This window comes from Halomonas sp. BC1, from assembly GCF_002078135.1.
GTDB classification, from domain to species: domain Bacteria; phylum Pseudomonadota; class Gammaproteobacteria; order Pseudomonadales; family Halomonadaceae; genus Vreelandella; species Vreelandella stevensii.
In genome coordinates this window covers 103,654-126,188 of sequence record NZ_LFGS01000003.1, presented here as the reverse complement: position 1 = coordinate 126,188, position 22,535 = coordinate 103,654, and the positions used below count along the sequence as shown (strand labels likewise).

The following is a 22,535-nucleotide window of genomic DNA, read 5'->3' as shown; positions in this document are numbered from 1 at the left end:
CGTATCAACCTGCGGAAGGAGCGCTATGGCGCTTGCGCAGCTGTGTCTGGACGCTTTGCCAGCGACTTTCAAAGGTTGCGTCCAGCTCCCCTTGAGCGCTGGTGACTCGGCAGCCTCCACGGGAGAGTTGATCATCAGGCTGGAGTACCCACTGAGCAGCCTCTAGCTCACTCCCCAGGTGTTTTTCAACGAGGGTGTGGTCTGTCGGGTTCAGCCAAAGGCGCTGTTTGCCCACCAGAGGCGGCTCAGTGTGTAGAAGCTCACGCACGATCTGCAGGATGTGGTCAGGGTGTTTATCAAGCGCATCACCAGCCAGCTGCTTGCCAGTCGCTAGCGCCAGCTCGGCAAGATCATGGGCGATGGTGTCGTCCAAGCGCTCGAGTGCCTCGGAAAACTGCTTTGCCAAGGATGCCAGTGGCGCTAACGCTTTTTGCAACTGTGCATTGAGCTCCTCGGTCGCTTGTGCACGGCCCTCCTCAAGGCCCTTGGCCAGCCCTTCTTCATGGCCGCGTGACAGGCCGGCCTGGTACCCCTCTTCTTCGGCCGCCTCGCGAATCTGCTCATAAATTCTTTGACGCTCCTGCTCTTCACGGGCGCGTGCTTCTGCAGCGGCTCGTTTAGCCGCTTCGACCTTGCGTTGGTGTGCCGTTGGGCCTTGTCCGCAGTCATTATCCGGCGCTTGTGAGGCGAGCAGCTCCTCCATTTGCCAGCGGCGCCACTGGCCGTGGCGGTCGAACTCAGGTGAGTGAGTATTAGACATACTCATCATCTCCACCGGCTAGCACAATTTCGCCTGAGTCGGCCAAGCGCCGCACGATCTGCAAAATGGCTTTTTGCTCGGTTTCCACTTGCGACACCCGGATGGGACCGCGGGCTTCCATGTCTTCGCGTACCAGATCGGCAGCACGCTGCGACATGTTGCGCAGGAACTTGTCCACCAGTGCGTCCTGGGCTCCCTTGAGTGCCACCACCAGTGAGTTGGTTTCCACTTCCTGAAGCACCATCTGAATGGCACGATTGTCCAGGTCGAGCAAGTTTTCGAACAGGAACATTTCGTCGATGATCTTTTGGGCCAGATCTTCGCTGTGAGAGCGCACCGTCTCGATGGCGACTTCTTCCTGGGACGAGTTCATCAGGTTGAGAATCTCGGCAGCGGTTCTCACGCCGCCCATCTTGCTGCGCTTGAGGTTCTGGCCGTCCAGCATGCTGGTGAGCACTTCGGTCAGCTCCTGCAGGGCTGCCGGTTGAACACCGCTAAAGGTGGCAATACGCAGTACGACATCGTTGCGTAGCTTCTCTTCGAACAGTTCGAGAATGTCAGCCGCCTGGTGACGATCCAGATGCACCAGAATGGTCGCGATGATCTGGGGGTGCTCGTCACGAATCAGCTCGGACACCATGGAAGCTTCCATGAGGTTGAGCGCATCGATACCAGAGTTGTTGCCCGTAGATTCGAGAATGTCCTCGATTAGACTGGTGGCGCGCTCGCTGCCCAATGCCTTGGTCAGGACGGAGCGGATATGCTCGCTGGAGTTGAGGTTCAGTGCGACAAACTCTTCGGTTTCCCGATGGAACGCCTCCAGCACGGCCTTCATATCTTCATGCGACACTTGATGCAGTCGTGCCATCTCGGTGCTGATCTCCTGCACCTCGCCGGCGCTGAGAAACTTGAATACCTCGGCGGCGCTGTCTTCGTCCAGGGCCAGCAATAGAATGGCGCTTTTACGTGCTCCGCTCATCTCCGTGATGCTAGTCATTGGCATTCATCCAGCTGCGGATAATCATGGCCACCATGCGTGGGTCTTCCTGGGCCATTTCGCGCAGATCATTGAGATTGTGTTCATACAGTGATGTCTTGCGTCGACGTTTGGGCTTGCCGCTGTAGGTGTCCCCGTCATTGACATCACCGTCTCTTTCATCAGCATCACTGTCATCGTCACTGCCGACACTGGTGTTCAAAATACCACCGGGCGTCGCTGTGGCCACCAAAGGCGGCTGTGTGTAGCGTTTGATCAGCGGGCGAAGAATCAACCAGTAAAGCAGGAAAGCCACCAGCGCCACCAGCAAGTAGCGACCCAAATTGGCTGCCATGGCCAATGTGTCTGGCTGCTGCCACCAGACGGTTTCGGTGCGCGGGTCTTCATCGCTAGCAAACGGCGTATTGACGATTTCGACCTGGTCTCCGCGTTGGCCAGAGAACCCCATGGCTTGCTGAACCAGGCGCTCCAGCTGTGCCACTTCTTCAGCACTGAGAGCGACTTGCTCGGTCTCTCCCTCTTCATTGGTGACCGTACGGAAGTTAACGACTACTGCTGCCGTCAGACGCTCTATCTGACCCAGTCGATGCTGAATGTGCTCAATACTGCGATCAACTTCGTAATTGACGACATCTTCCTGGCGCAAGTTGCGTAAGGCGCCTGCCTCAGTAGCCGTGTCTTCTGCGCCATCATCGGGTTGATTAATCGGGGAGGGGGCAACGCCTGGCGGCGTATTGCTCAGCGCGCCGGGAATGCCGGATGCCAATGGATCATCGCCATCATACGACAGACTTAACTGGCGGCTACGTACGGCTGACTCGTTGGGTGTCTGGTTGGGGCGATAGCGTTCCGATGTCTCTTCGCGGCGCGAAAAATCGATTTGTGCAGCGACCTGCGCGCGGACGTTGTCGCGACCTACTATCGGCAGCAGAATGTTTTCGATGCGCTGCTGATAAGAGCGCTCGACTTCCGTAATGTAAGCAAGCTGGGTGCCGTCCAGGTCATTGCCTTGTTGTGAGTTGGCGGTCAGCAGACGCCCATTTTGATCCACAACGGTTACGTTTTCGGTGGAAAGCTCCGGAACACTACTGGAGACCATGTGGACAATGGCGCTGACCTGTCCCTCTCCAAGAACGCGCCCGGGCAGCAGTGTCAAGACGACGGACGCCTTGGCGGGCTCTCGGTCACGTATGAAGACAGATGGCTTGGCCATGGATATGTGAACGCGCACGCGCTCCACGGGGCCCAGAGATTCAATCGAGCGTGCCAGCTCGCCTTCCAGACCGCGTTGAAAATTGACCTGTTCGGCGAACTGACTGATCCCGAAAGCCTGGTTGTCCATCAGTTCCAGCCCAAGGTTGCCGCCTCTGGGAAGCCCTTGCTCGGCAAGCTGGAGTCTTAACGTGTGTACTTGAGCGCTTGGCACCAGTAGGGCCTGACCGCCTTGACCGAACTGGTAAGGCACGCCGCGGCTGTCCAATTCGGCAATGATGCGCCCACCGTCCGCTTCGTTCAGGTTGCTGTAGAGTACACGGTACTCTGGGCTGCTGGCCCACATGAAAAGCGCAGCCACCACCGCGATGGAAGCTGCTGAAGCGATCAAGACAACCACCAGCGGATTGCCTCGCAGTTGCTTCATTGCGCGTTCGAGGGCTGATGGGGATGCGGATTCGCTAGAAGACACCCCGCTTTGCGAAGCGTTTGCTGTCGTACTGTTTGGACGGCCTGCCGTAGCACCGGTTTCGCTCATGCATCCCTCCAGCAGGGTTGGCAAAACGGGTGTAGGCCCAGGCGCATCACCAAAGAAGGCATAGGCTCTTTCCGTCAATCGCGGTGATCCACCAAAAAACAGGGCGGAATTATGATGAACGCCATTATGATGAGGTGTGTCCACCATAAATGAACGAAAAGCCTGGCTTTTCGCGCGCATTTGTTCGTATGAGATGGGCTGTGTCAGTGGTAGGCTCCTGCTAACACATTAAACGTCGCGATATGAGGAGTTGGTATGAGTTCGCCCTCCCTACAGTCTGCCCTTCAGCAAATGCATAGCTTGGCAGCGCAGGCTGCTCAGCCCGTTCGTGGTGAGCAGGTCTCGACGGTCGTGGGGCAAGCTGGATTCGGCAGTGAACTACAGGCGTCTATCCAGAGAATCAATCGTTTACAGCAGTCAGCCAATGCCAAGGCGATGGCCTTTCAGGCGGGAGAGCCGAATATTGAGCTCAACGATGTCATGGTGGATATGCAAAAAGCCAGCGTGGCCTTCCAGATGGGTATGCAGGTGCGTAACCGGTTGGTGACTGCTTACCGAGACGTCATGAATATGCAGGTGTAAGGTGACGTACAGAGCGTGATGCTGTGGTGCCGCAACGCTAGAAAGCGCCATCCGTAGGATGCGCTATTTTTTAGTGTTTTGTCCTGTAGCTATCGTGAGGTTCACTGTGTTATGACGTTGCCAGCGCAAAAGAGCGCTGGCAACGTCATACGTTCAAGGAAATCAGGTTGCCCTGTAGCTCTCCCAGTCGCTCTGCCATCGTAATGACCTCCTCGGCAGGAATTTGGCGAATGACATCGCCGGTTTCGCTGTCGATGACGCGGGTAATGATGCGTGAGGAGTCCTCGCTGATATCGAACTCGAGTCCGCGTGCCCTCATGGCTTCATTGATACGCTGTATCGGTTCCAGGAGTTCTTCCCTTGTCGTGCTCAATGCCAACGACTGATGTTCCTCCTGGGTGGGGGCGGTCAGCTCGGGAGGCGTGCGTATTGGTCGCTCCTGTGAGCCGGGAATACTTGACGTGGCGACCGCTAGGTCGATTGGCAGTGGGCCCATAAACAACGTTCCTCTTTGCTAAGCCATTCAAGGCTGGGTAACGTAAACTTAGAGGCCGATGCAGGTGTTGGATAGCCTCCAACAGAGTTATCGGCGAGATGTTCACAAACTTTATCTTTTTCAGTATAGACAAAAAGAAAAGCCTGATAGGCAGTAATCGGCATGCGGAGCCATTGGGGCTTCTGCTATGCTCGGTTCCCTTATATCAAGGGTGGGTTCACATGACCACCGCGGCTGTGAAAGCGAGGCACGCATGGCAGTCCAGCAAGATGAGTATGAACGTATTTCAAATCCATCCGCCATCAGTTCTCTGCTGAATACCATGATAGAGGGTGGTGGGGTGTCGCTTTGCCTTGATACCCCGGAGGCGCGTCCAGAGCCCATTGTATTAATGGAGCAGCACGAGGGTGAGACGCTGGTAATGGACTTGTCTTCCGTTGACTATTTGCTGTATCGCTTGGAGCAAGGCGAGCGTTTCTTTCTGCGGGGGCAATCTCAAGGCAAGGTGTTGCGTACACCGCTGCTTGCCCTCACCGAAACGCGCCGTTCTGGTGGGCGTTTTTTATGCTGCAGTGAATATCCGGACTCCGTAGATGTGCTTCAGCGGCGTGAGTCATATCGCGCTGAGCTGCGTATGGGCATGGTGGTCTCCGCGACCGTTTATGGCGCAGGCGAAGAAGGAGCGCCAGGCGAGTTGCGAGACCTCTCTCAGGATGGGTGTCAGCTTGAACTGCCGTTGACAGCGAGCGGCGTGCTAGCCGAGTCATCGGAGCCCATGCGTCTGGTGTTGGCATTTCCAGACGGTACTCAGTTCGAAGTGCATGCTATCGCTCGCCATCAAAAAATGGATCCAGAGCGTCACCTGTTACGCGTTGGCTTTCGTTTTGCAGGCTGCACCTCCGAGCAAGAGCGGCAGATCTGGTACTTCGTATGCGAAATCGAGCGGGAGGCTGCTCGCTACAAGAAGGAAGCCCAGGAGGAGCGTCAGCCCTCTCCGCTGTTCGCACAGCCTAGCAAGCGTGTGCCAAACGGTGAGCAAGTGGGGCGGCGTGACATTCGTCGTTACGCGACGCCAACGGCAAGGCGTGTGGTCAAAGTGGCAGCCTATCTGGATGCTCAGCTGCTAATGCTTCAGCAAGGCCATGATGTTGACTCACGACAGCTATCGCGCAATGCCGACCGTATTCTGCAGCTTCATGAAGAGGATCGCGAGGCGCTGCTGTTCGCTTCGCGCTGCTTGTCCATGGAGCCACTGTTGGTGCGGCATGGCATTGCTGTAGCGGTTCATCTGCTGGATCTGGTGGGCGGAAATATGCCGCGTGATGTGCGCAAGGCCATCGTGGCTAGTGGTCTGGTGCATGACTTGGGGAAAGCGTTGATCCCTCAGGTGGTCTTCAAAGCGCCCAATTTCGAGCCCCGTCATCGCCACATGTTGAGTGAGCATGTGTCGCTGCTAATGGCTCGATTGAAGACTTGCCAGTGGTTATCTGCCACGGTGGCGCAGGCGGTCATTGGTGGCATTAACGAGCGCCTCGATGGTAGTGGCTATCCTGATGGGCTGACCGGGAGCGATATCACTGAGCTGTCTAAAGCGAGTGCCGTGGTCGATGTAGTGGAAGCGATGAGGCGGGATCGGCCGGACCGACCGGCGCGAACTGCCCAGCAGATCTATCGACACCTGTTGAATCATCCTCATCAGTTTGATGTGCGATGGATCAAGCGCTACATCGAGCGCTTCAAAACGTTACCCATTGGCTCGCTCGTGCTGTTTTCCAGCGAACAGCTGGGATGGATTGTTCGCCTGGATGACGCAGGCGCACCTTTTGAAGTGGCGTTGACCCAGCAGGCGGAGCCACCCATGCGTGAAAACTTGCTTGGAAGCGTGCGGGGTGATGTGCGTGAGCGGCTTGGTAAGCCGATGCGAGAAGTTGCTGTCTCTACTTGAGCCCGTACCGCACCTTTGGAAAGTCACCTGTCGTCAATGAAATAGTGTCGGTACTCATTAAAGTCTGCTGACAGGGCGCCGATATATCAGTTAGCGAGCAATTATGCCAAGTCTCAATTATCCAGCAGCGTATCGCCCTTTGTCGGCTGCTGCTTTTACAAGGAGAGCCCTTTAATGACCTATACTCGCAGCGGTGCGGCCTATGGTCGTGGGGCAGGCGCTTATGCCCGCGTCGGCGTGGAAAGTGGCGTCATGTCGGCGGACCCGCATCAACTGATCGTCATGCTTTTCGATGGTGCCCAAGCGGCGATTCGTGCAGCCCGCATTCACATGCAGGCGGGCAACACCGTGGAGAAAGGAAAATCCATCTCCAAGGCGCTGGATATTGTCAATAATGGCCTGGCCGCCGCGCTGGATCAGGAAAAAGGCGGCGAGATTGCTGAGCAACTGGCATCGCTGTATGACTATATCGCCCGTTTGCTGTTAGCTGCTAACCTGCGCAACGATGAAGAGAGCCTTGATCAGGCGGAGCGGCTGCTCGAGGATATTGCCTCTGCATGGCGTGAAATCGGCCAACGGCAAAGTGCGTGAGGCAATATGACAGCTTCCGAAACGGCTCATGAGAACTCCCGGCAAGCGCTCATTGATGCCTATGCAAGACTGCTGGCGAGTGTGCGCTATATGCATGAGCTTGCTGATAAAGAACAATGGGCAGAGCTGATCGAGCAGCGTAGCAACTACGTAATGCTGGTGGAAAAGTTGCGTGAATTGGACAGCATGGTTCGGTTGGATGATGACAGCAAGCGGCGCAAATCGGAGTTGCTTGAGCAGATCCTGGAGCATGATGTAGACATTCGCCGTCGCCTGGTTGCCAGGCGAGATGAGCTAGGCAAATTGATCAGCGTGACACAGCGGCAGCGAAATTTGCATCGCGCCTATGCCCCTCAGCAGGGGAACAGTGCTTTCCCTGTGGATGCCGAAAAGGATGAGGGTGTCTCGTGAGCGGCATTACGCCGCTCATCGATACACTGTTACATCAGGTGCTGGGTCGGCAGGCTGAGGCGTCCTCTCTGCGTGCTCTGAGCTCGCCGGTTCAGGCGGTTTCTCCGGGGGAGGGTCCAAGAGCCTTGCAAGGCGATGCAAGCCTTGACGGTAGGCCCCTGCCTCCGCTACTGGGCGATCTGCGCCACCTGCCCGGAGCTGCCGACAAGCTTCGACAGCCTCCCGCTGGCCATACGACGCCAAATGCCTCGCCCAGCTCAACACAAACGCACTTCAGTCCTGCGGCACGTACGATTGCCGATGTGTTGCTACGCTTTCCTGCGCCTCCTGCCGTCATCAGGCCGGCAGCCCCGTTGTTATCACTTCAGGAGTCGCCGTCGACCACGCTGTTGGCGAGTCGTCTGGAAGGTAGTATCCGTGACAGCGGGTTATTTTACGAATCGCACCTCAAGCGTTGGTTTCAGGGCGAGATGTCCCGTCAGCAACTGCTGCGCGAGCCACAGATGCAGGCGGGTCCACGCCCTACGGCTCTGCCCCTACCAGGTATGGCGCCCTTGGCGACGCAGGGTACGCCCTTGGGTGTACCCTCGTCCCAAGGCAGGGCCTTGGCGATCCTGCCCGAATATCCTCTGGTCCCCCTCAAGGGAACCGCTGCTCTGTTAGACCGGCCGCTGCCTCTCCCCGTCGCTTCTTCTGCCATGGCGGCGCCCTCGGCACCTGCCGCCCCGACGTCTAACCAGCCTGCCATGCCTTTTGTGGCTGAACGCCGGGAAGCCCCCAGCGTTCAGCCGGCCACGGTGGTTGCGGAGCAGGAAATGGCTTCTCGGAGTGTGAGAGAAGTAGTGCATGACAGCTTGCAGGGAGTGGTGCGTCAACAGCTGGAAATGCTGGTCACCCCGACACTACGTTGGGAGGGTGACGTATGGGCCGGTATCTTCATGGCGCTTGTCGTTAACCTGCCTGGGCGTGACACTCATGATGAAAAGCAGCCAGCCGATGACGCTCCGTCTGAGTGGCGCTCAGAAATGCAGCTCGATGTGCCGGGGCTAGGGGTCTTTAGTGTTGCGCTTTGGCTGCATAAGCAGGTGCTGAGCATTGATTTGACCGCTGGTAGCCCGGAAACGTATGAGCGGCTGGATAGTGGGATCGATCGTCTGAAGCAGCGTTTGAGCGCACTGGATTTTGCTAAAGTTCAGGTGAGCGCTCGCTATCTTCCGTCCGAGGAGACTTCCGATGTTGCCCGGTGAACGTCGGCGCCAGGCCGTTGCGTTGGCCTATAAGGAGGGAGAGCAGGCGCCGCGCGTAGTGGCAAAAGGATACGGTGAGCTGGCTGACAGGATCATGGCAGAAGCCCAGCGGCAGGGTATCTACGTCCACGATGCGCCTGAACTCGTTGCCTTGCTGATGCAGTTGGAGTTGGATACTGAGATCCCTGCCAGCCTGTATCAAGTGGTGGCGGAACTGTTGGTGTGGGTGTTCGAATTGTCCGATGGTGAGCTGAATCAGCGTGAAAGGCGCAAGTAGCCAATACAATCGTTGTATGCAACCATGATGCGAGGTAAAGAAAAAAGTCATCAATGGCGCCACTATAACGGTCACAACGACGCGCCCGGGTCGTTCGATGGGACACTATGAGTCAAACAAGCTTTCTTGATGAAATACAAGAGATAAACCTCGCTTACCTTCTGCTTGCTCAGCGCCTGTTGAGCGAAGATCGGGAGGCGGCCATGTTTCGTCTCAAAATTGACGGTGAGCTGGCAGATCTGTTGGTCTCACTGAATGCCTGGCAACTCACCAAGCTGGCCCGCAGCAACCAGTTGGTCTGTCGCTTCAATCACGCCAGCGGCGAGCGGCTGCGTCAGATTCTTGACAACCCACGAGATCAGGGGTTGGCAGGATTGCATGCTTCACTGCTATCTGCCTGTGAGCCTTTTTCCTCACTATCGTCAGGAGAGTCGAAGTGAGTCAAAAGAGCCTTGTGGATGAAATGCATCAGGTGCAGCTGGCCATTGAGCTGATCGAGCTGGGTGCTCGTCTACAAGTGCTGGAGACGGAAACGGAGTTGAGTCGTACCCGTTTGATCAAGCTCTATAAGGAAGTGCGCGGCATGTCACCACCCAAAGGCATGTTGCCTTTTTCGGCAGACTGGTTCGTCACTTGGCTGCCGAATGTGCACTCATCACTGTTTTATAATATTTATCTTGGCTTGCTCGAAGGTACGGAGTGTGAACGTATCGACGCTTTCGTCAAAGCGTACCGGTTATATGAAGAGCAGGTATCGCTTGAGGGTGCAGAGTCGGTGTTGGGTCTAACGAGAGCGTGGACGCTGGTGCGTTTTTTCGAAAGCGACCTGCTGCAATTGACCACTTGCACTCGTTGTGAGGGCCGCTTCGTGGCACATGCCCATAGTCCCGTTCATGACTACGTGTGTGGTATTTGCCAGCCCCCCTCGCGGGCCGGCAAAACACGCAAATCAGGGCGTTGAACGTATAAAATTGTCACACCTCTGGCGGCCGTGAACAAAAGCAATAAACTGCGTTTTAACGCATAGATAGCGGTAAAAGTCGTTGATACTTTCTCATTAAACCGTGCTGTCACCTGAGTATGATAGACCTAAGCTGCATTTTAGATAGGGCTGCCGACATCTTTTGGTTGGGTGTCGAGTATGGCTCTGTTGATAAACCACTCATATCGCAAGGACACTGCTTGTGCTGATACTCCTGGGTTATGTCGTTGTCTTGTTCTGCGTCTTTGGCGGCTATGTGATGGCTGGTGGTAGCCTGGGGCCGCTCTATCAGCCCTTGGAGCTACTGATAATTGGAGGCGCTGGCGTGGGGGCGTTCCTGGCGGCCAACAACGGTAAGGCGATCAAGGCCACGTTCAAGATTTTGCCAAGGCTCAAGCGTACCAAGAAGTACAACAAGGCCTTGTACATGGAACTCATGGCTCTGCAGTACAAGATTCTGTCCAAGGTGCGTCGAGAGGGCATGCTGGGGATCGAGCGCGATATTGATAACCCCCAGGAGAGCCCGCTATTTCAAGAGCATCCTGACGTACTGGCCGACTCTCATATCATGGACTTCCTGACGGATTACCTGCGCTTGATGGTCAGCGGTGGCATGGAACCCATGGAAATCGATGAGCTGATGCTCCACGAAATCGAAGTCTTCGAGCAAGAGGCGCACATCCCTATTGATGCGATTGCCAAAGTGGGAGATGCCATGCCTGCTTTTGGTATCGTGGCAGCCGTCATGGGGGTTATCAAGGCGTTGACCTATGCGGACGCTACGGCAGAACAGATGGGGCAAATGATCGCCATGGCGTTGGTGGGCACCTTCCTCGGTATTTTGATGGGCTATGGCTTCATCAGTCCGATTGCCAGTTATGCCGATCGCCAGGCCAAGGAAGCTGAAAAAATGCTTCAGTGCATTCGCGTGACGCTGTTGGCCAGCTTGCACGGCTATGCTCCACAGTTGGCGGTCGAGTTTGGGCGCAAGGCGTTGCATAGCACCGAGCGCCCCAGCTTCTCTGAACTGGAGGAGTACGTGCGCGATGCCAAAAAGGGCGGTAATGCATGAGCAAGGGAGGGGATAAGCGCCCGATCGTCATCCGGCGCAAAAAGGTGGTCCATGCCCACCATGGGGGGGCATGGAAAATCGCACTGGCAGATTTCATGACGGCGTTGATGGCGCTGTTCCTCGTCATGTGGATTCTTAGTGTATCCAGTGAAGAGACGCGCAGAGGCGTTGCCGAGTATTTCAGCACGCCGCTGGTCACGGCGATTACCGGTGGTGATCGTTCGGGGAGCACTCGTGTTATACCGGGCGGTGGGCCGGATCCCACCCATAGTGATGGTGAGCATGCGCGGATCGGCGTCTTGCAGCAAACGCGGCCCAGTGCACAAGAGCGTCGTTTCTTTGAAGATTTGCAAACGCGTATAGAGCGGGCAATCGAGCGTGATCCCGATCTGCGTGAGTATCGTAACCAGATGCGCTTCGACCTGACGCGTGAAGGCCTGCGTATTCAGTTACTGGATACCGCGCAGCGGCCAATGTTCGAGCTGGGTAGCGATCAGGTAGCCCCTTACATGCGCAGTTTGTTACGCACCATGGCGCCGCTGCTCAATGATTTGCCGAATGACTTGAGTATCAGCGGGCATACGGACAGCGTTCCATATGCAGGCGGATATCGTGGTTACAGTAACTGGGAGCTTTCCAATGACCGTGCCAATGCATCACGCCGTGAGCTGGTGGCGGGAGGGCTTGATCCAGATCAGCTGCTGCGCGTATCTGGCTTTGCAGACCGAGTGCTGCTCGCGGACACTACGCCGACGGATCCCATCAATCGACGTATCGAACTTGTGGTGCTGCTGCCGGAAATCGCCGAGGCTATACGTAATCCGGGTGTTTTAGCGCCTAGCATGCCGTTTTCGACCGAGAGTGTGTCGGAAGAACTTTTGCAACAAAACATACCGCAAGCCAGCGACAGCCCATGAGCCTGGCTTGCCACATAATGATGACGTTCAAGTGGAGCGGTGCATGGACATAGCGGATTTTTTTGACACCTTCTTTGAAGAAGCCGAGGAGCTGCTGGCGGACATGGAGCAGCACTTGTTGGAACTGGATGTCGATAATCCGGATGGCGAGCAGCTGAACGCTATTTTCCGCGCGGCGCACTCCATCAAAGGAGGTGCAGGTACCTTTGGTTTCAGCGTGCTGCAAAAAACCACGCATATTTTTGAAAACCTGCTGGATCACGCGCGCAAGGGCGAGCTTGCGCTGCGCGCAGACCTCGTTGATACCTTTCTGGAGGCTAAAGACATCATGCATGAGCAACTCAATGCCTATCGCAATGAGGAAGAGCCGAACCAGGAAGCTTATGAGCGCATCTGCGAGACACTGCAGCAAATTGCGCTGGAAGAAATTGGCAAAACGCTGGATGCGCCAGCCGCTCCCAAGGCAGAAGAAGCGTCTGCCAAAAAGGCGACTCCTTCTGTCGACAGTGGTGCAGGGGATAGTGAAGAGGAGAGCCCGGCAGGCGAGCATCGCCTCAAGGTGGCCCTTCTCAATGTCGGTGAGAAAGACCGCCTGCTGCTGGTAGAAGAGTTGGAGCAGCTGGGTGACGTAGAGTCCCAGTCGGGTGATGAAAAGCGCTACGAAGTCGTCCTGAAGGGCGACGTCAGCGCCGATGATATCGAAGCCGTGATGTGTTTTATCATTGAAACAGATCAGATCGACATTACGCCACTGGCCGCCAGCGCACCTGCTGACCCCGTCGGGCCTCCAGCGTCAAGCGCCGATGCAGCGCCTCAGGAAAGTGCCCCAGCCGCTAAAGCGCCTGCGCCTGACAAGCCGGCTGCTGCAAAGACCGCCAACAAAAAAACCGCAGAGCAAGCGCCCAAAAAGACGGCTGCCGAAACCTCGTCGATCCGTGTATCGGTCGATAAGGTGGATCAGATCATCAACCTTGTCGGCGAGCTGATCATTACTCAGTCGATGCTGGATCAGACGGTGAGTGACCTGGAAGGTCAATCGGTCAGCAACAGTTCCTTGCAGAACGGCATGAGCCTGCTGCAGCGTAATGCCCGTGACCTCCAGGAAGCCGTCATGTCGATCCGCATGATTCCCATGGAGTTCGTATTCAGCCGCTTCCCAAGGGTCGTGCGTGATACGGCCAGCAAGCTGGGCAAAGAGATCGAGCTGATCACCGAAGGCAAGTCCACCGAGCTGGACAAGAGCCTGGTAGAACGCATCACCGACCCGCTGACACACCTGGTGCGTAATAGCCTGGATCACGGTGTGGAAATGCCGGATGTGCGTGAATCGCTGGGCAAACCGCGTGTGGGCAAGCTGGTGCTTTCGGCGCGCCACCAGGGCGGGAACATTCTGATCGAAGTGCGTGATGACGGTGCAGGCATGGACCGTGATCGGCTGTTGGCCAAGGCGCGTGAAAATGGCCTCAACGTGTCGGATACGATGTCCGATGAAGAGGTGTTCCAGCTCATTTTTGCGCCCGGCTTCTCCACTGCCAAGGAGGTGACCGATGTCTCTGGTCGTGGCGTTGGCATGGATGTGGTCAAACGTAACATCCAGGGCATGGGTGGACGTGTCGAAATCCAGTCGAAAAAAGGCGAAGGCACCAATACACGCATCGTGTTGCCGCTGACCCTGGCCATTCTGGACGGCATGTCCATCAAGGTAGGCAATGAGACGTTCATTCTGCCGCTATCCACCGTGTTGGAGTCGCTACAGCCCGCCAAAGGGGACATGTACGCCATGGCAGGGGATGACGTGGTACTCAAGGTGCGCGACGAGTATCTGCCGGTCATCGCCATTCATGAAGTACTGGACGTCGAAAATGCCATCACTGACCCCACCCAAAGCATTGCCGTCATCGTGCAGGGAGAAGGACGTCGCTATGCCATGTTGGTCGATGAGCTGATCGGCCAGCAGCAGGTCGTCGTCAAGAATCTGGAAGATAATTACCGCAAGGTGCCGGGCGTATCGGCCGCTACCATCCTGGGGGACGGTAGCGTTGCGTTGATTCTCGACATTACCGGCTTGCATCGCTTGAGCCGGGCGAAAAAAGAAGCAGGTAAAACCGCTAATCACCCCCATCTCTCTTATTACAAAGAGGCTGAGCCGTCATGAGTCATTCATCCAACGTAGCAGTGTTAGCCGCTGCTGAAGCAGAAAACCGCGAATTCCTGGTGTTTTCACTCGGGGATGAAGAGTACGCCATCGATATCCTGAAGGTTCAGGAAATTCGGGGCTATGAAAACGTGACCCGTATTGCGAACGCACCCGATTTTATCAAGGGAGTTACGAACCTTCGCGGTGTCATCGTGCCCATCGTCGACCTGCGCATCAAGTTCCATCTCGAGAATGTGGAGTACGGTGGTCAAACAGTTGTGATCGTGGTCAATGTTGCCGATCGCATTGTTGGTATCGTGGTCGATGGTGTTTCGGATGTGATGACGCTCGTGCCTGACCAGATCAAACCTGCACCTGAGTTTGGGGTGACGCTCTCCTCCGACTTCCTGAGCGGTCTGGGCAGTCTGGATGACCGGATGCTGGTGCTAGTAGATATCGACAAACTGCTGACCAGTGAAGAGATGGCGTTGGTGGACAGTACGAGCCATCACTAATACTCGAGATGGGCACAGGGAGCGTGCCCATGTTGTTCCAGCTAACCCGCCTTGGCGCCAGGGACAGCACTCGCCGGTATGGTGGCGTTTGGAGTAATGCGTGTGACACAGCTAGTGCGTCAACTGATGAGTAATATGACGGTGCGTCTTAGTTGGGGGTTGGTGTTGGCCACCTTTTCACTGCTGGTCGTGCTGGCCTGTGGTATTGGCCTTTACGCGCTTCATCATGGCGCTACGCTGGTTCAGGCAACGGCGGACGCCCAGGCGCAGCAGCAGGCATTTACGGCCTTTGCCGAGCGTATCCGCTGGGCGCTCATTGCCATCGTGTTAATGACGATTGCCACTGTTGTCATCGTATTGTGGGGCGTCACGGTCAACGTTTTGCGTCCACTGGATCGCCTGGTGGGCTACTTCGAACGCATGGCTCAGGGCGATTTGAATCAGCAGATCACCTCGCCAGGCAAGAGTGAAATCGGCAAGCTCTACAGCGCCATGGCGCACATGCAGGCAGCGCTTTCGGAAACGGTGGGGGTCGTTCGGCGTAGTGGAACCACCATCTTCGAGCGCTCCCAGCACATTGCCAATGGTAATAATGACCTCTCCTCGCGTACCGAGCAGCAAGCCTCTTCCCTTGAGGAGACGGCTTCCAGCATGGAGCAGCTCGCCTCCACCGTCAGCCATAATGCCGACAATGCCCGTCAGGCGAGTCAGTTGGCGGGCGATGCAACACTGACCGCGCGGCGTAGCGGGGAAGAAGTGGGGCAAATCGTCGAGACCATGCAGGATATCAGCGCTAGCTCACACCAGGTGGCGGACATCATTACGGTGATCGATAACATCGCTTTTCAGACCAATATTCTCGCGCTCAATGCCTCGGTAGAAGCCGCGCGGGCAGGTGAACATGGCAAGGGGTTTGCCGTCGTGGCCCAGGAGGTACGCAGCCTGGCCAGTCGTAGTGCCAACGCAGCCAAAGAGGTTCGCACACTGATCGATACGTCATTGGGTAAAGTGGATGCGGGCACCCAGCGCGTCAATCAGGCGGGACAGACCATGCAGGATCTGGTCACCGCGGTACAGCGGGTCAGTGACATCATGGATGAGATTGCGGCAGCTTCTGAAGAGCAAAGTAACGGCATCGGGCAAGTGAACCAGGCGGTTGCCCAGATGGATCAAGTTGTTCAGCAGAATGCTCAGCTGGTGCAGCAAGCGGCACGCAGCGCCAACGAGCTGGAAAGCGAAGCAGCAAGGTTACGTGAAGCGGTGGAGCGCTTTCGTGTGGCGGAAGGGGCAGCTCCCCCATCTACCGCGCCTGTGCTGTCTCAGCCGATGAAGCGTCCTTCTGCCTCTGCGTTGGCCGCCCCAGCACTGACAAGGAAGGCGTCCCAGGAAGAGTGGGAAGCGTTTTAAGCACAACCAGTTTCTGCACAGCCAATACTCTGAACCAGCGCCAAGCGCCTAAAATTAACAATAAGGCAGTAAGATGCGTAACAATCAGCCAGTCACTCAACGCGAAGTCGAGTTGAGCCAGGACGACTTCCTCGTTTCTCGCACCGATCTCAAGGGGCGTATTACCTACGCTAATCCGGCCTTTATCGAGATTAGTGGCTACCGTCATGATGAACTGATGGGCGCGCCTCACAACCTGATCCGCCACCCTGATATGCCCGCCGCCGCCTTCGGAAACCTGTGGAGTACCCTGAAGCGTGGCGATACCTGGCGGGGGCTGGTCAAGAACCGGTGCAAGAGTGGCGACCATTACTGGGTAGATGCCAGCGTTACGCCGATCGTGGAAAACGATCAGGTGGTGGGCTACACCTCGGTGCGTGTGCAGGCAACGCGTGAAGCCATTCAACAAGCGGAGCAGCACTACAGCGACATTCGAGAAGGGCGCAACAAGCGTCTTTATCTGGATAAGGGGCGCGTTCGCCAGCGTGGGCTCGTTGCCAGGGTCCGGCGTATGCGTCTGGACACCATTCGCGCCAAACTGGTGGGAATGGTGTGCATTGCGGCTCTCCTGCTGATCGCCAGCGGTGGATTGGGGCTATACGGTTTGAACGTGGCGGGTGAGCGCCTGGAGGGCCTGAACAACGACGGCCTGCGTGATGTCATTCGGCTGCAGCAAATCGATCAAACCATCGCTCAAACACGCCAGTCGATGATCGAGCCTGAGCGTATGGAGCTTATCAGCCAGCGTTTTGACATGGGAGATGCCGTGGCGGAGAGTGCTGGCCAAGTGACGGATGAGTGGCAGGCTTATTACAGCCGCGACGTGAACGCCACGCCGCTGGCCAGCCAGTTCGATGAACAGCTGCAGGCCTTCCTGGAGAACGGCATGCGACAGGCGGTCAATGTGCTGCAAGCGGAAGAGACCTACCAGGCGTTTACTGGTCTGGATGCCGTAATTCGTGTCATGAACGAGGATGGCCGGGCGCTCTCTTCCCTGGTCAATGAACTGATTGCCCAAAAGCAGGCAACCGCGGAAGTGATGGCCTCCGAGGCCGAGCGGGGACAAACCGTCATGCTGAGCGCTCAGGTCGGTGTGCTAGCCACCGGCTTGGCACTGTTGATCGTGATCAGCCTGCTGACGCTGCGCTCCATTACACGACCGCTGAAGCAAGCCTCGCGGTTTACCTTGCAGATTGCCGGCGGCAATCTTGCCGCCAGAGTACCGCCCAGACGGCGTGATGAAATAGGCCAGCTCATGGATGCTCTCGACACCATGCGCAAGAGCTTGAGCAGCATCATTGGCGAGGTCAAGACAGGCATTGATGTCGTCACGCCAGCGGCCAAGGATATTGCCAGCGGTAACGAGGCGCTTTCATCACGTACCGAGCAGCAGGCGGCATCGCTGCAACAGACGGCGTCCAGCATGGAGGAAATGACCACCACCGTTCGTCAAAACAGTGATAACGCTCAAGAAGCACGACGTCTGGCCGATAATAATGCAACAAGGGTGTCACAAACGGGTGAGTTGATGACGCAGTTGGTCGATAACATGCAGCGAATCACGCAAAGTTCGCAGAAGATGACCGACATCATCAACGTCATTGACTCCATTGCCTTCCAGACCAACATTCTGGCTCTCAATGCCTCTGTCGAGGCGGCACGAGCGGGGGAGCATGGGCGTGGGTTCGCCGTGGTGGCTGAAGAGGTACGTAAGCTGGCGGGACGTAGCTCCGAAGCAGCCCAGGAAATTCGTGGTCTGATTGATGACTCGAGTCAGCAGGTGGGCGAGGGGGCAGGGCTGGTAGAAAAGGCCGAAGTAGCGATCGGTGAAGTCGCCGAGGCGGCCCGTAGCGTCACGCAAATCATGCACGATATCTCGGCAGCGTCTCAAGAGCAGAGCAGTGGTATTGCCGAGGTCAACCAGGCGGTAGCCGAAATGGACCAGGCGACGCAGCAGAATGCACTGCGTGTTCAGGAAACGGCACAAGCGGCGCTGGCGCTGGAGCAGCAGGCAGAGCTTCTGGCGTTGTCGGTCGAGGCTTTCCGCCTGTCGGGACATCGCGAGATGTCGCCACAACGTCAGCATCCGCAGGCTGCCGAGCTGTCGAAGGTGACTGCGCAACCGGGCAACGCTACACCGCCTGCGCCGGTCAAGAAACGGCCAATGGCTTCTGTAGAGGAGTGGGAAACATTTTGACAGACCAACGCGAACGGGTCGACGCCGGACAGTGGGCGTCCAGCGGACAGATGGAGCGTGATCTGGTACTCACCGATGCGGACTTTACGCGTATTCGTGAGCTTATTTATCAGCGTGCAGGCATCGTGCTGGCGGAGCACAAGCGTGAAATGGTGTTTAGCCGCTTGGCCAAACGGCTGCGCCACCATGGCATGACGCGCTTTACCGACTACCTTTCGCGGCTTGAGCGTCAGCCCGACGCCAAGGAGTGGGAGGCGTTTACAAATGCGTTGACCACTAACCTCACGGCCTTTTTCCGTGAGTCACACCACTTTCCACTACTCGCAGAGCATATCAAGCATAAGCAGGAGCCGATCACCATCTGGTGTTCGGCGGCATCGACGGGGGAAGAGCCCTACTCGATTGCCATGACGCTACTGGAGACCCTTGGTGGCAGAGCGTCACAGGCCAAGGTAATCGCCACCGATATCGACACCGAGGCACTCGCCAAGGCGCGCCGTGGCATCTACTCCCAGGAGCAGGTGCGCAAACTGGATGAAGCTCGCGTGAAACGGTTTTTCCAGAAAGGCACGGGTAACCACATTGGGCTGGCCCGGGTACGGCCGGAGGTGTCTGCGCTGGTCGAGTTCATGCCGCTCAACCTGCTGGCGCCGCAGTGGCCTGTCAAAGGCCCTTTTGATGCTATTTTTTGCCGTAACATTATGATTTATTTCGATAAAGATACGCAGGCGAAAATACTCAAACGGTTTGCACCACTGATGAAGCCTGATGGCCTGCTCTTTGCTGGGCACTCGGAAAACTTCTCTTACATCAGCGATGCTTTCAAGCTGCGTGGACAAACCGTCTATACCCTTGCCAAACGATGATCGTTGTGTGTGACGCTGCTGATGCGGCCACGGCCCACAGGAGTAATGCCGAAATGGCGACTGTTAAAGGAGGCGTGCTTTGAGCGCAGCCAAGATCAGAGTGTTGTGCGTCGATGACTCGGCGCTGATTCGTGACCTGTTGACCGAAATCATCAACTCGCAGCCTGATATGGAAGTGGTCGCGGTGGCGCCCGACCCCATCGCGGCCCGTGACCTTATCAAACAGCATAACCCGGATGTCTTGACGCTGGATGTCGAGATGCCGCGCATGGACGGCCTGGATTTTCTCGAGCGGCTGATGCGTTTGCGGCCTATGCCGGTGCTGATGGTTTCCTCGTTGACCCAGAGTGGTTCCGAGATCACTTTGCGGGCATTGGAGCTGGGCGCGCTGGACTTCGTTGCCAAGCCGAGCCTGGGTATTCGTAGCGGCATGATGGAGTACGCCAACGAAATCGCTGAGAAATTGCGCGCGGCGGCACGCTCTCGTCCGCGCCAGGCGCGTAACAAGAACACCCCCCCTCCCAGCCAGCTCAAGGCGCCGATGATCTCCAGTGAAAAACTGATCATCATTGGCGCGTCGACGGGGGGCACCGAAGCGATTCGCGCCGTGCTGGAGCCTTTGCCAGCCAACGCGCCTGCCATTCTGATCACTCAGCACATGCCCGGTGGTTTCACCCGCTCGTTTGCCGAGCGGTTGGACAGGCTGTGCCGTATCACTGTCAAGGAAGCCACCGATGGTGAGCGCGTGCTGCCAGGCCATGCCTATATCGCCCCTGGTGACCAGCATCTGGAGTTGGCACGCAGCGGCGCCAACTATGTGGCGCGGCTCAATGATGGCCCGCCGGTGAACCGTCATCGCCCGTCGGTCGATGTGTTGTTCCACTCCGCAGCCAAGCATGCCGGGAAAAACGCGGTCGGCGTGATCCTGACCGGCATGGGCAAGGATGGAGCTGCCGGGCTTCTGGAAATGCGTCAGGCAGGGGCCCCGACCATTGCCCAGAACGAAGAGACCTGTGTGGTTTTTGGCATGCCTCGAGAGGCTATTGCCGTGGGCGGCGCAGTGGAAGTGCTGCCGCTGGACGAGATTCCATCGAAAATGATGGCGCTGGTGGCCGCCTCAGGACGCGCTCAGCGCGTCTAGGGCCTTAGAGACAAGACAAGTGATCCAAGGAAATTCATAACAATGACACGTTTACTGCGCAACCTTAGTATTCATCTGGCCGTCATTTTCGCGCTAGTCTGCTTTGTGGGCTTGATTCTACTGATTGCCGGTTTGAGCATTGCCTCGGACCGCAGTGCACAGAGCAATTTGGCCACGCTGGATCTTATCGGCAATCAGCAGCTCAATGAGCTGAATCGCGCTGACTCGCTGCTCAACCAGGCCATGCTGGAGCTGGAAACCGCTGCGAGCCTGCTGATGGTGGGGCAGACCCGTCAATCCAAAGAGCAGGTGGATATCGCTGCCAATCGTCTGGAGCGTGCCGAGCGTCGTTATACGAACTTCATGGCCACACCGCGTAGCACTGAGGGCGAGTTGCTAGGGGGGGCGGTGGATGAAAGCTTCATGCGGGTATTGGCGTTGGTCAAGGAGCAGCATGCCAGCTTCGACACCATGGACATCTCTACCTTCAACCACCTGCGCGGCGAGTTGATCGAGCCCTTGGACGAGTTGGCTGCCAATACCACGGCGTTTATCGAATATGCTTTTGGCCGCGTGGGCGCCGTACGTGAAGACGCTCAGGCGCAAGGTAATCTCTTTACCACGATCAGTATCGCTGCCGTTGGGCTCGCGCTGCTGGTCACACTGGCCATCTACCTTGGCCTGCGCCGTACGGTGATCAGGCCGCTGAGCGATGCCGCTGCGCGCCTTGGACGCATTGCCGAAGCCGATTTAACCCAGCCGCTCCCCCAGGCGGGCAAGAACGAGATAGGTCGACTGTTCGCTGCCATGGCCACCATGCAGCAGAACTTGAGTGCCACCGTGTCGAGGGTGCGTGAGGGCAGTCAGGCAATCCATCACGGCACTCGAGAAATTGCCAGCGGCAACGCAGACCTGTCCTCCCGCACCGAGCAGCAGGCCGCCTCCATCGAGCAAACTGCGGCCAGCATGGAACAGATGACGGCCACCGTGAAGCAGAATGCCGATAATGCTCGCCAGGCAAGCACGTTGGCAGCAGATGCATCCACTACCGCCGAGCAGGGAGGGCAAGTCGTCGAACAAGTGGTACAAACCATGCACGGTATTTCGACCAGCTCCCAGAAAGTGGCTGACATTACCAGCGTGATTGATTCGATTGCTTTCCAGACCAACATATTGGCGTTGAACGCTTCCGTGGAAGCTGCGCGGGCGGGTGAGCAGGGGCGTGGTTTCGCGGTGGTGGCTGGCGAAGTACGTAATCTGGCCAGCCGCAGTGCGGACGCCGCCAAGGAGATCAAGTCCCTCATCGAGGCCTCGGTCAGCCAGATTCAGCAAGGCTCCTCGCTGGTCGAGCAGGCAGGGCAGACCATGACGGAAGTGGTCATGGCAGTGCGGCGTGTCACGGATATCATGGATGAGATATCGGCGGCCTCGCAAGAGCAGAGTGATGGCATCGAGCAGGTCAGTCAGGCCGTTGGCCAGATGGATCAAGTGACTCAACAAAATGCCGCGCTCGTTCAGCAGGCGTCCGCAGCGGCAGCCTCGCTGGAGGAGCAGGCCAATCGCCTTGAAGAGGCCGTTGCGGTCTTTCAGGTGCTCAATGCGCGGGCTGAGCGCACTCACGCGCCAGCGTCCGTGGCAACGTCGGCGCTGCCCAAGGCCGCCGCCAACCCGCCAGCTCGTCGTGTTGCTGCTCAACAGCACCACGATGAGTGGGAAGAGTTTTAACCCTGACTGAATCAGCAGTCCCCCTGTAAATATTGTGATGTGAGAGGATGACCAATGGCCGATAAGAACATGAGCTTCCTGGTAGTAGATGATTTCCCCACGATGCGCCGCATTGTGCGTAGCCTACTGAAAGAGCTGGGTTTTACGAATGTGGACGAAGCGGAAGATGGCCAGGACGCCCTCAACAAGCTGCGGGCAGGCAATTTTGAGTTTGTCGTTTCCGACTGGAACATGCCCAACCTCGACGGCCTGGAGATGCTCAAGGAAATCCGCCAGGATGAAGCGTTGAAAGACTTGCCGGTGCTAATGGTGACGGCTGAAGCCAAAAAAGAGAACATCATTGCGGCAGCCCAGGCCGGTGCCAATGGTTACGTGGTCAAGCCGTTCACTGCGGCCACTCTGGAAGAGAAGCTGAATAAAATCTTCGAGAAGATGGGTAAATGACGCAGCTGGGCTTTGGTGCTCGGTCAACGAGGAGACA

Annotated in this window: 22 protein-coding genes; 18 read left to right on the top strand and 4 right to left on the bottom strand. The window is 57.0% G+C overall.

Features of this window, described 5'->3' with window-relative positions; genetic code table 11:
• Nucleotides 1-4: 4 nt before the first annotated feature.
• The 3 genes from B7L72_RS01380 to fliF are packed head-to-tail and all read right to left on the bottom strand — an operon-like array spanning nucleotide 5 to nucleotide 3,507.
• Entirely contained in the window at nucleotides 5-760 is a 756-nt protein-coding gene (locus B7L72_RS01380) for a flagellar assembly protein FliH (RefSeq protein ID WP_081192135.1), read from the bottom strand.
• The gene (gene fliG, locus B7L72_RS01375; RefSeq protein ID WP_016915705.1) at nucleotides 753-1,757 is read right to left on the bottom strand and encodes a flagellar motor switch protein FliG; all 1,005 of its coding nucleotides are present in this window, start codon (nucleotides 1,755-1,757) and stop codon (nucleotides 753-755) included. The genes B7L72_RS01380 and fliG overlap by 8 nt, the downstream gene beginning before the upstream one ends.
• Nucleotides 1,750-3,507 carry a flagellar basal-body MS-ring/collar protein FliF gene (gene fliF / locus B7L72_RS01370; protein ID WP_081192133.1) on the bottom strand — a complete coding sequence of 586 codons (1,758 nt, stop codon included), beginning with the start codon at nucleotides 3,505-3,507 and terminating at the stop codon, nucleotides 1,750-1,752. The genes fliG and fliF overlap by 8 nt, the downstream gene beginning before the upstream one ends.
• A gap of 255 nt (nucleotides 3,508-3,762) precedes the next feature.
• Here fliF and fliE point away from each other — a divergent pair, with 255 nt between their 5' ends.
• On the top strand, nucleotides 3,763-4,089 hold the full coding sequence (gene fliE, locus B7L72_RS01365) for a flagellar hook-basal body complex protein FliE (RefSeq protein ID WP_081139185.1): 327 nt from the start codon (nucleotides 3,763-3,765) through the stop codon (nucleotides 4,087-4,089).
• A gap of 145 nt (nucleotides 4,090-4,234) precedes the next feature.
• Here the strand turns inward: fliE and B7L72_RS01360 are convergent, their stop codons facing one another.
• On the bottom strand, nucleotides 4,235-4,585 hold the full coding sequence (locus B7L72_RS01360) for a flagellar protein FlaG (protein ID WP_016915708.1): 351 nt from the start codon (nucleotides 4,583-4,585) through the stop codon (nucleotides 4,235-4,237).
• Between the two features lie 253 nt (nucleotides 4,586-4,838).
• Here B7L72_RS01360 and B7L72_RS01355 point away from each other — a divergent pair, with 253 nt between their 5' ends.
• The 17 genes from B7L72_RS01355 to cheY all read left to right on the top strand — a co-directional run bounded on the left by B7L72_RS01355 (nucleotide 4,839) and on the right by cheY (nucleotide 22,498).
• Nucleotides 4,839-6,530: an HD domain-containing phosphohydrolase gene (locus B7L72_RS01355; RefSeq protein WP_081192131.1), complete on the top strand. Its 1,692-nt coding sequence runs from the start codon at nucleotides 4,839-4,841 to the stop codon at nucleotides 6,528-6,530.
• Nucleotides 6,531-6,704: 174 nt separating this feature from the next.
• Nucleotides 6,705-7,121: a flagellar export chaperone FliS gene (gene fliS / locus B7L72_RS01350; protein ID WP_016915710.1), complete on the top strand. Its 417-nt coding sequence runs from the start codon at nucleotides 6,705-6,707 to the stop codon at nucleotides 7,119-7,121.
• Between the two features lie 6 nt (nucleotides 7,122-7,127).
• The gene (gene fliT, locus B7L72_RS01345; RefSeq protein WP_016915711.1) at nucleotides 7,128-7,532 is read left to right on the top strand and encodes a flagellar protein FliT; all 405 of its coding nucleotides are present in this window, start codon (nucleotides 7,128-7,130) and stop codon (nucleotides 7,530-7,532) included.
• Between the two features lie 746 nt (nucleotides 7,533-8,278).
• Nucleotides 8,279-8,779, top strand: coding sequence for a flagellar hook-length control protein FliK (gene fliK / locus B7L72_RS18810; protein WP_254893728.1), 501 nt, complete (start codon nucleotides 8,279-8,281; stop codon nucleotides 8,777-8,779).
• Entirely contained in the window at nucleotides 8,766-9,056 is a 291-nt protein-coding gene (locus tag B7L72_RS01335; RefSeq protein WP_081192129.1) for an EscU/YscU/HrcU family type III secretion system export apparatus switch protein, read from the top strand. The genes fliK and B7L72_RS01335 overlap by 14 nt, the downstream gene beginning before the upstream one ends.
• 107 nt (nucleotides 9,057-9,163) lie before the next feature.
• Nucleotides 9,164-9,496, top strand: coding sequence for a flagellar transcriptional regulator FlhD (flhD, locus tag B7L72_RS01330; protein ID WP_026001928.1), 333 nt, complete (start codon nucleotides 9,164-9,166; stop codon nucleotides 9,494-9,496).
• Nucleotides 9,493-10,017, top strand: coding sequence for a flagellar transcriptional regulator FlhC (flhC, locus tag B7L72_RS01325; protein WP_016915715.1), 525 nt, complete (start codon nucleotides 9,493-9,495; stop codon nucleotides 10,015-10,017). Before flhD ends, flhC begins: the two co-directional genes overlap by 4 nt.
• Before the next feature lie 223 nt (nucleotides 10,018-10,240).
• Nucleotides 10,241-11,110, top strand: coding sequence for a flagellar motor stator protein MotA (gene motA / locus B7L72_RS01320; RefSeq protein WP_016915716.1), 870 nt, complete (start codon nucleotides 10,241-10,243; stop codon nucleotides 11,108-11,110).
• Nucleotides 11,107-12,027 (top strand): flagellar motor protein MotB, encoded by a 921-nt coding sequence (motB, locus tag B7L72_RS01315; RefSeq protein ID WP_016915717.1) that lies wholly within the window; start codon nucleotides 11,107-11,109, stop codon nucleotides 12,025-12,027. Before motA ends, motB begins: the two co-directional genes overlap by 4 nt.
• 43 nt (nucleotides 12,028-12,070) lie before the next feature.
• Entirely contained in the window at nucleotides 12,071-14,182 is a 2,112-nt protein-coding gene (gene cheA, locus B7L72_RS01310; RefSeq protein WP_081192127.1) for a chemotaxis protein CheA, read from the top strand.
• A complete protein-coding gene (gene cheW, locus B7L72_RS01305) occupies nucleotides 14,179-14,679 on the top strand; it encodes a chemotaxis protein CheW (RefSeq protein WP_081139197.1) in 501 nt (166 codons plus the stop codon). Before cheA ends, cheW begins: the two co-directional genes overlap by 4 nt.
• Before the next feature lie 96 nt (nucleotides 14,680-14,775).
• Nucleotides 14,776-16,086, top strand: a complete 1,311-nt coding sequence (locus B7L72_RS01300; RefSeq protein WP_139788411.1) for a methyl-accepting chemotaxis protein — start codon at nucleotides 14,776-14,778, stop codon at nucleotides 16,084-16,086.
• 73 nt (nucleotides 16,087-16,159) lie between these two features.
• Nucleotides 16,160-18,322 carry a methyl-accepting chemotaxis protein gene (locus B7L72_RS01295; RefSeq protein WP_081192123.1) on the top strand — a complete coding sequence of 721 codons (2,163 nt, stop codon included), beginning with the start codon at nucleotides 16,160-16,162 and terminating at the stop codon, nucleotides 18,320-18,322.
• Nucleotides 18,319-19,188: a CheR family methyltransferase gene (locus B7L72_RS01290; RefSeq protein WP_081192121.1), complete on the top strand. Its 870-nt coding sequence runs from the start codon at nucleotides 18,319-18,321 to the stop codon at nucleotides 19,186-19,188. Before B7L72_RS01295 ends, B7L72_RS01290 begins: the two co-directional genes overlap by 4 nt.
• 79 nt (nucleotides 19,189-19,267) lie before the next feature.
• A complete protein-coding gene (locus tag B7L72_RS01285) occupies nucleotides 19,268-20,329 on the top strand; it encodes a protein-glutamate methylesterase/protein-glutamine glutaminase (protein WP_081192119.1) in 1,062 nt (353 codons plus the stop codon).
• Between the two features lie 42 nt (nucleotides 20,330-20,371).
• Nucleotides 20,372-22,054, top strand: coding sequence for a methyl-accepting chemotaxis protein (locus B7L72_RS01280; RefSeq protein ID WP_081192117.1), 1,683 nt, complete (start codon nucleotides 20,372-20,374; stop codon nucleotides 22,052-22,054).
• A gap of 54 nt (nucleotides 22,055-22,108) precedes the next feature.
• Nucleotides 22,109-22,498: a chemotaxis response regulator CheY gene (cheY, locus tag B7L72_RS01275; protein WP_016915725.1), complete on the top strand. Its 390-nt coding sequence runs from the start codon at nucleotides 22,109-22,111 to the stop codon at nucleotides 22,496-22,498.
• The last annotated feature ends 37 nt before the right edge of the window (nucleotides 22,499-22,535 follow it).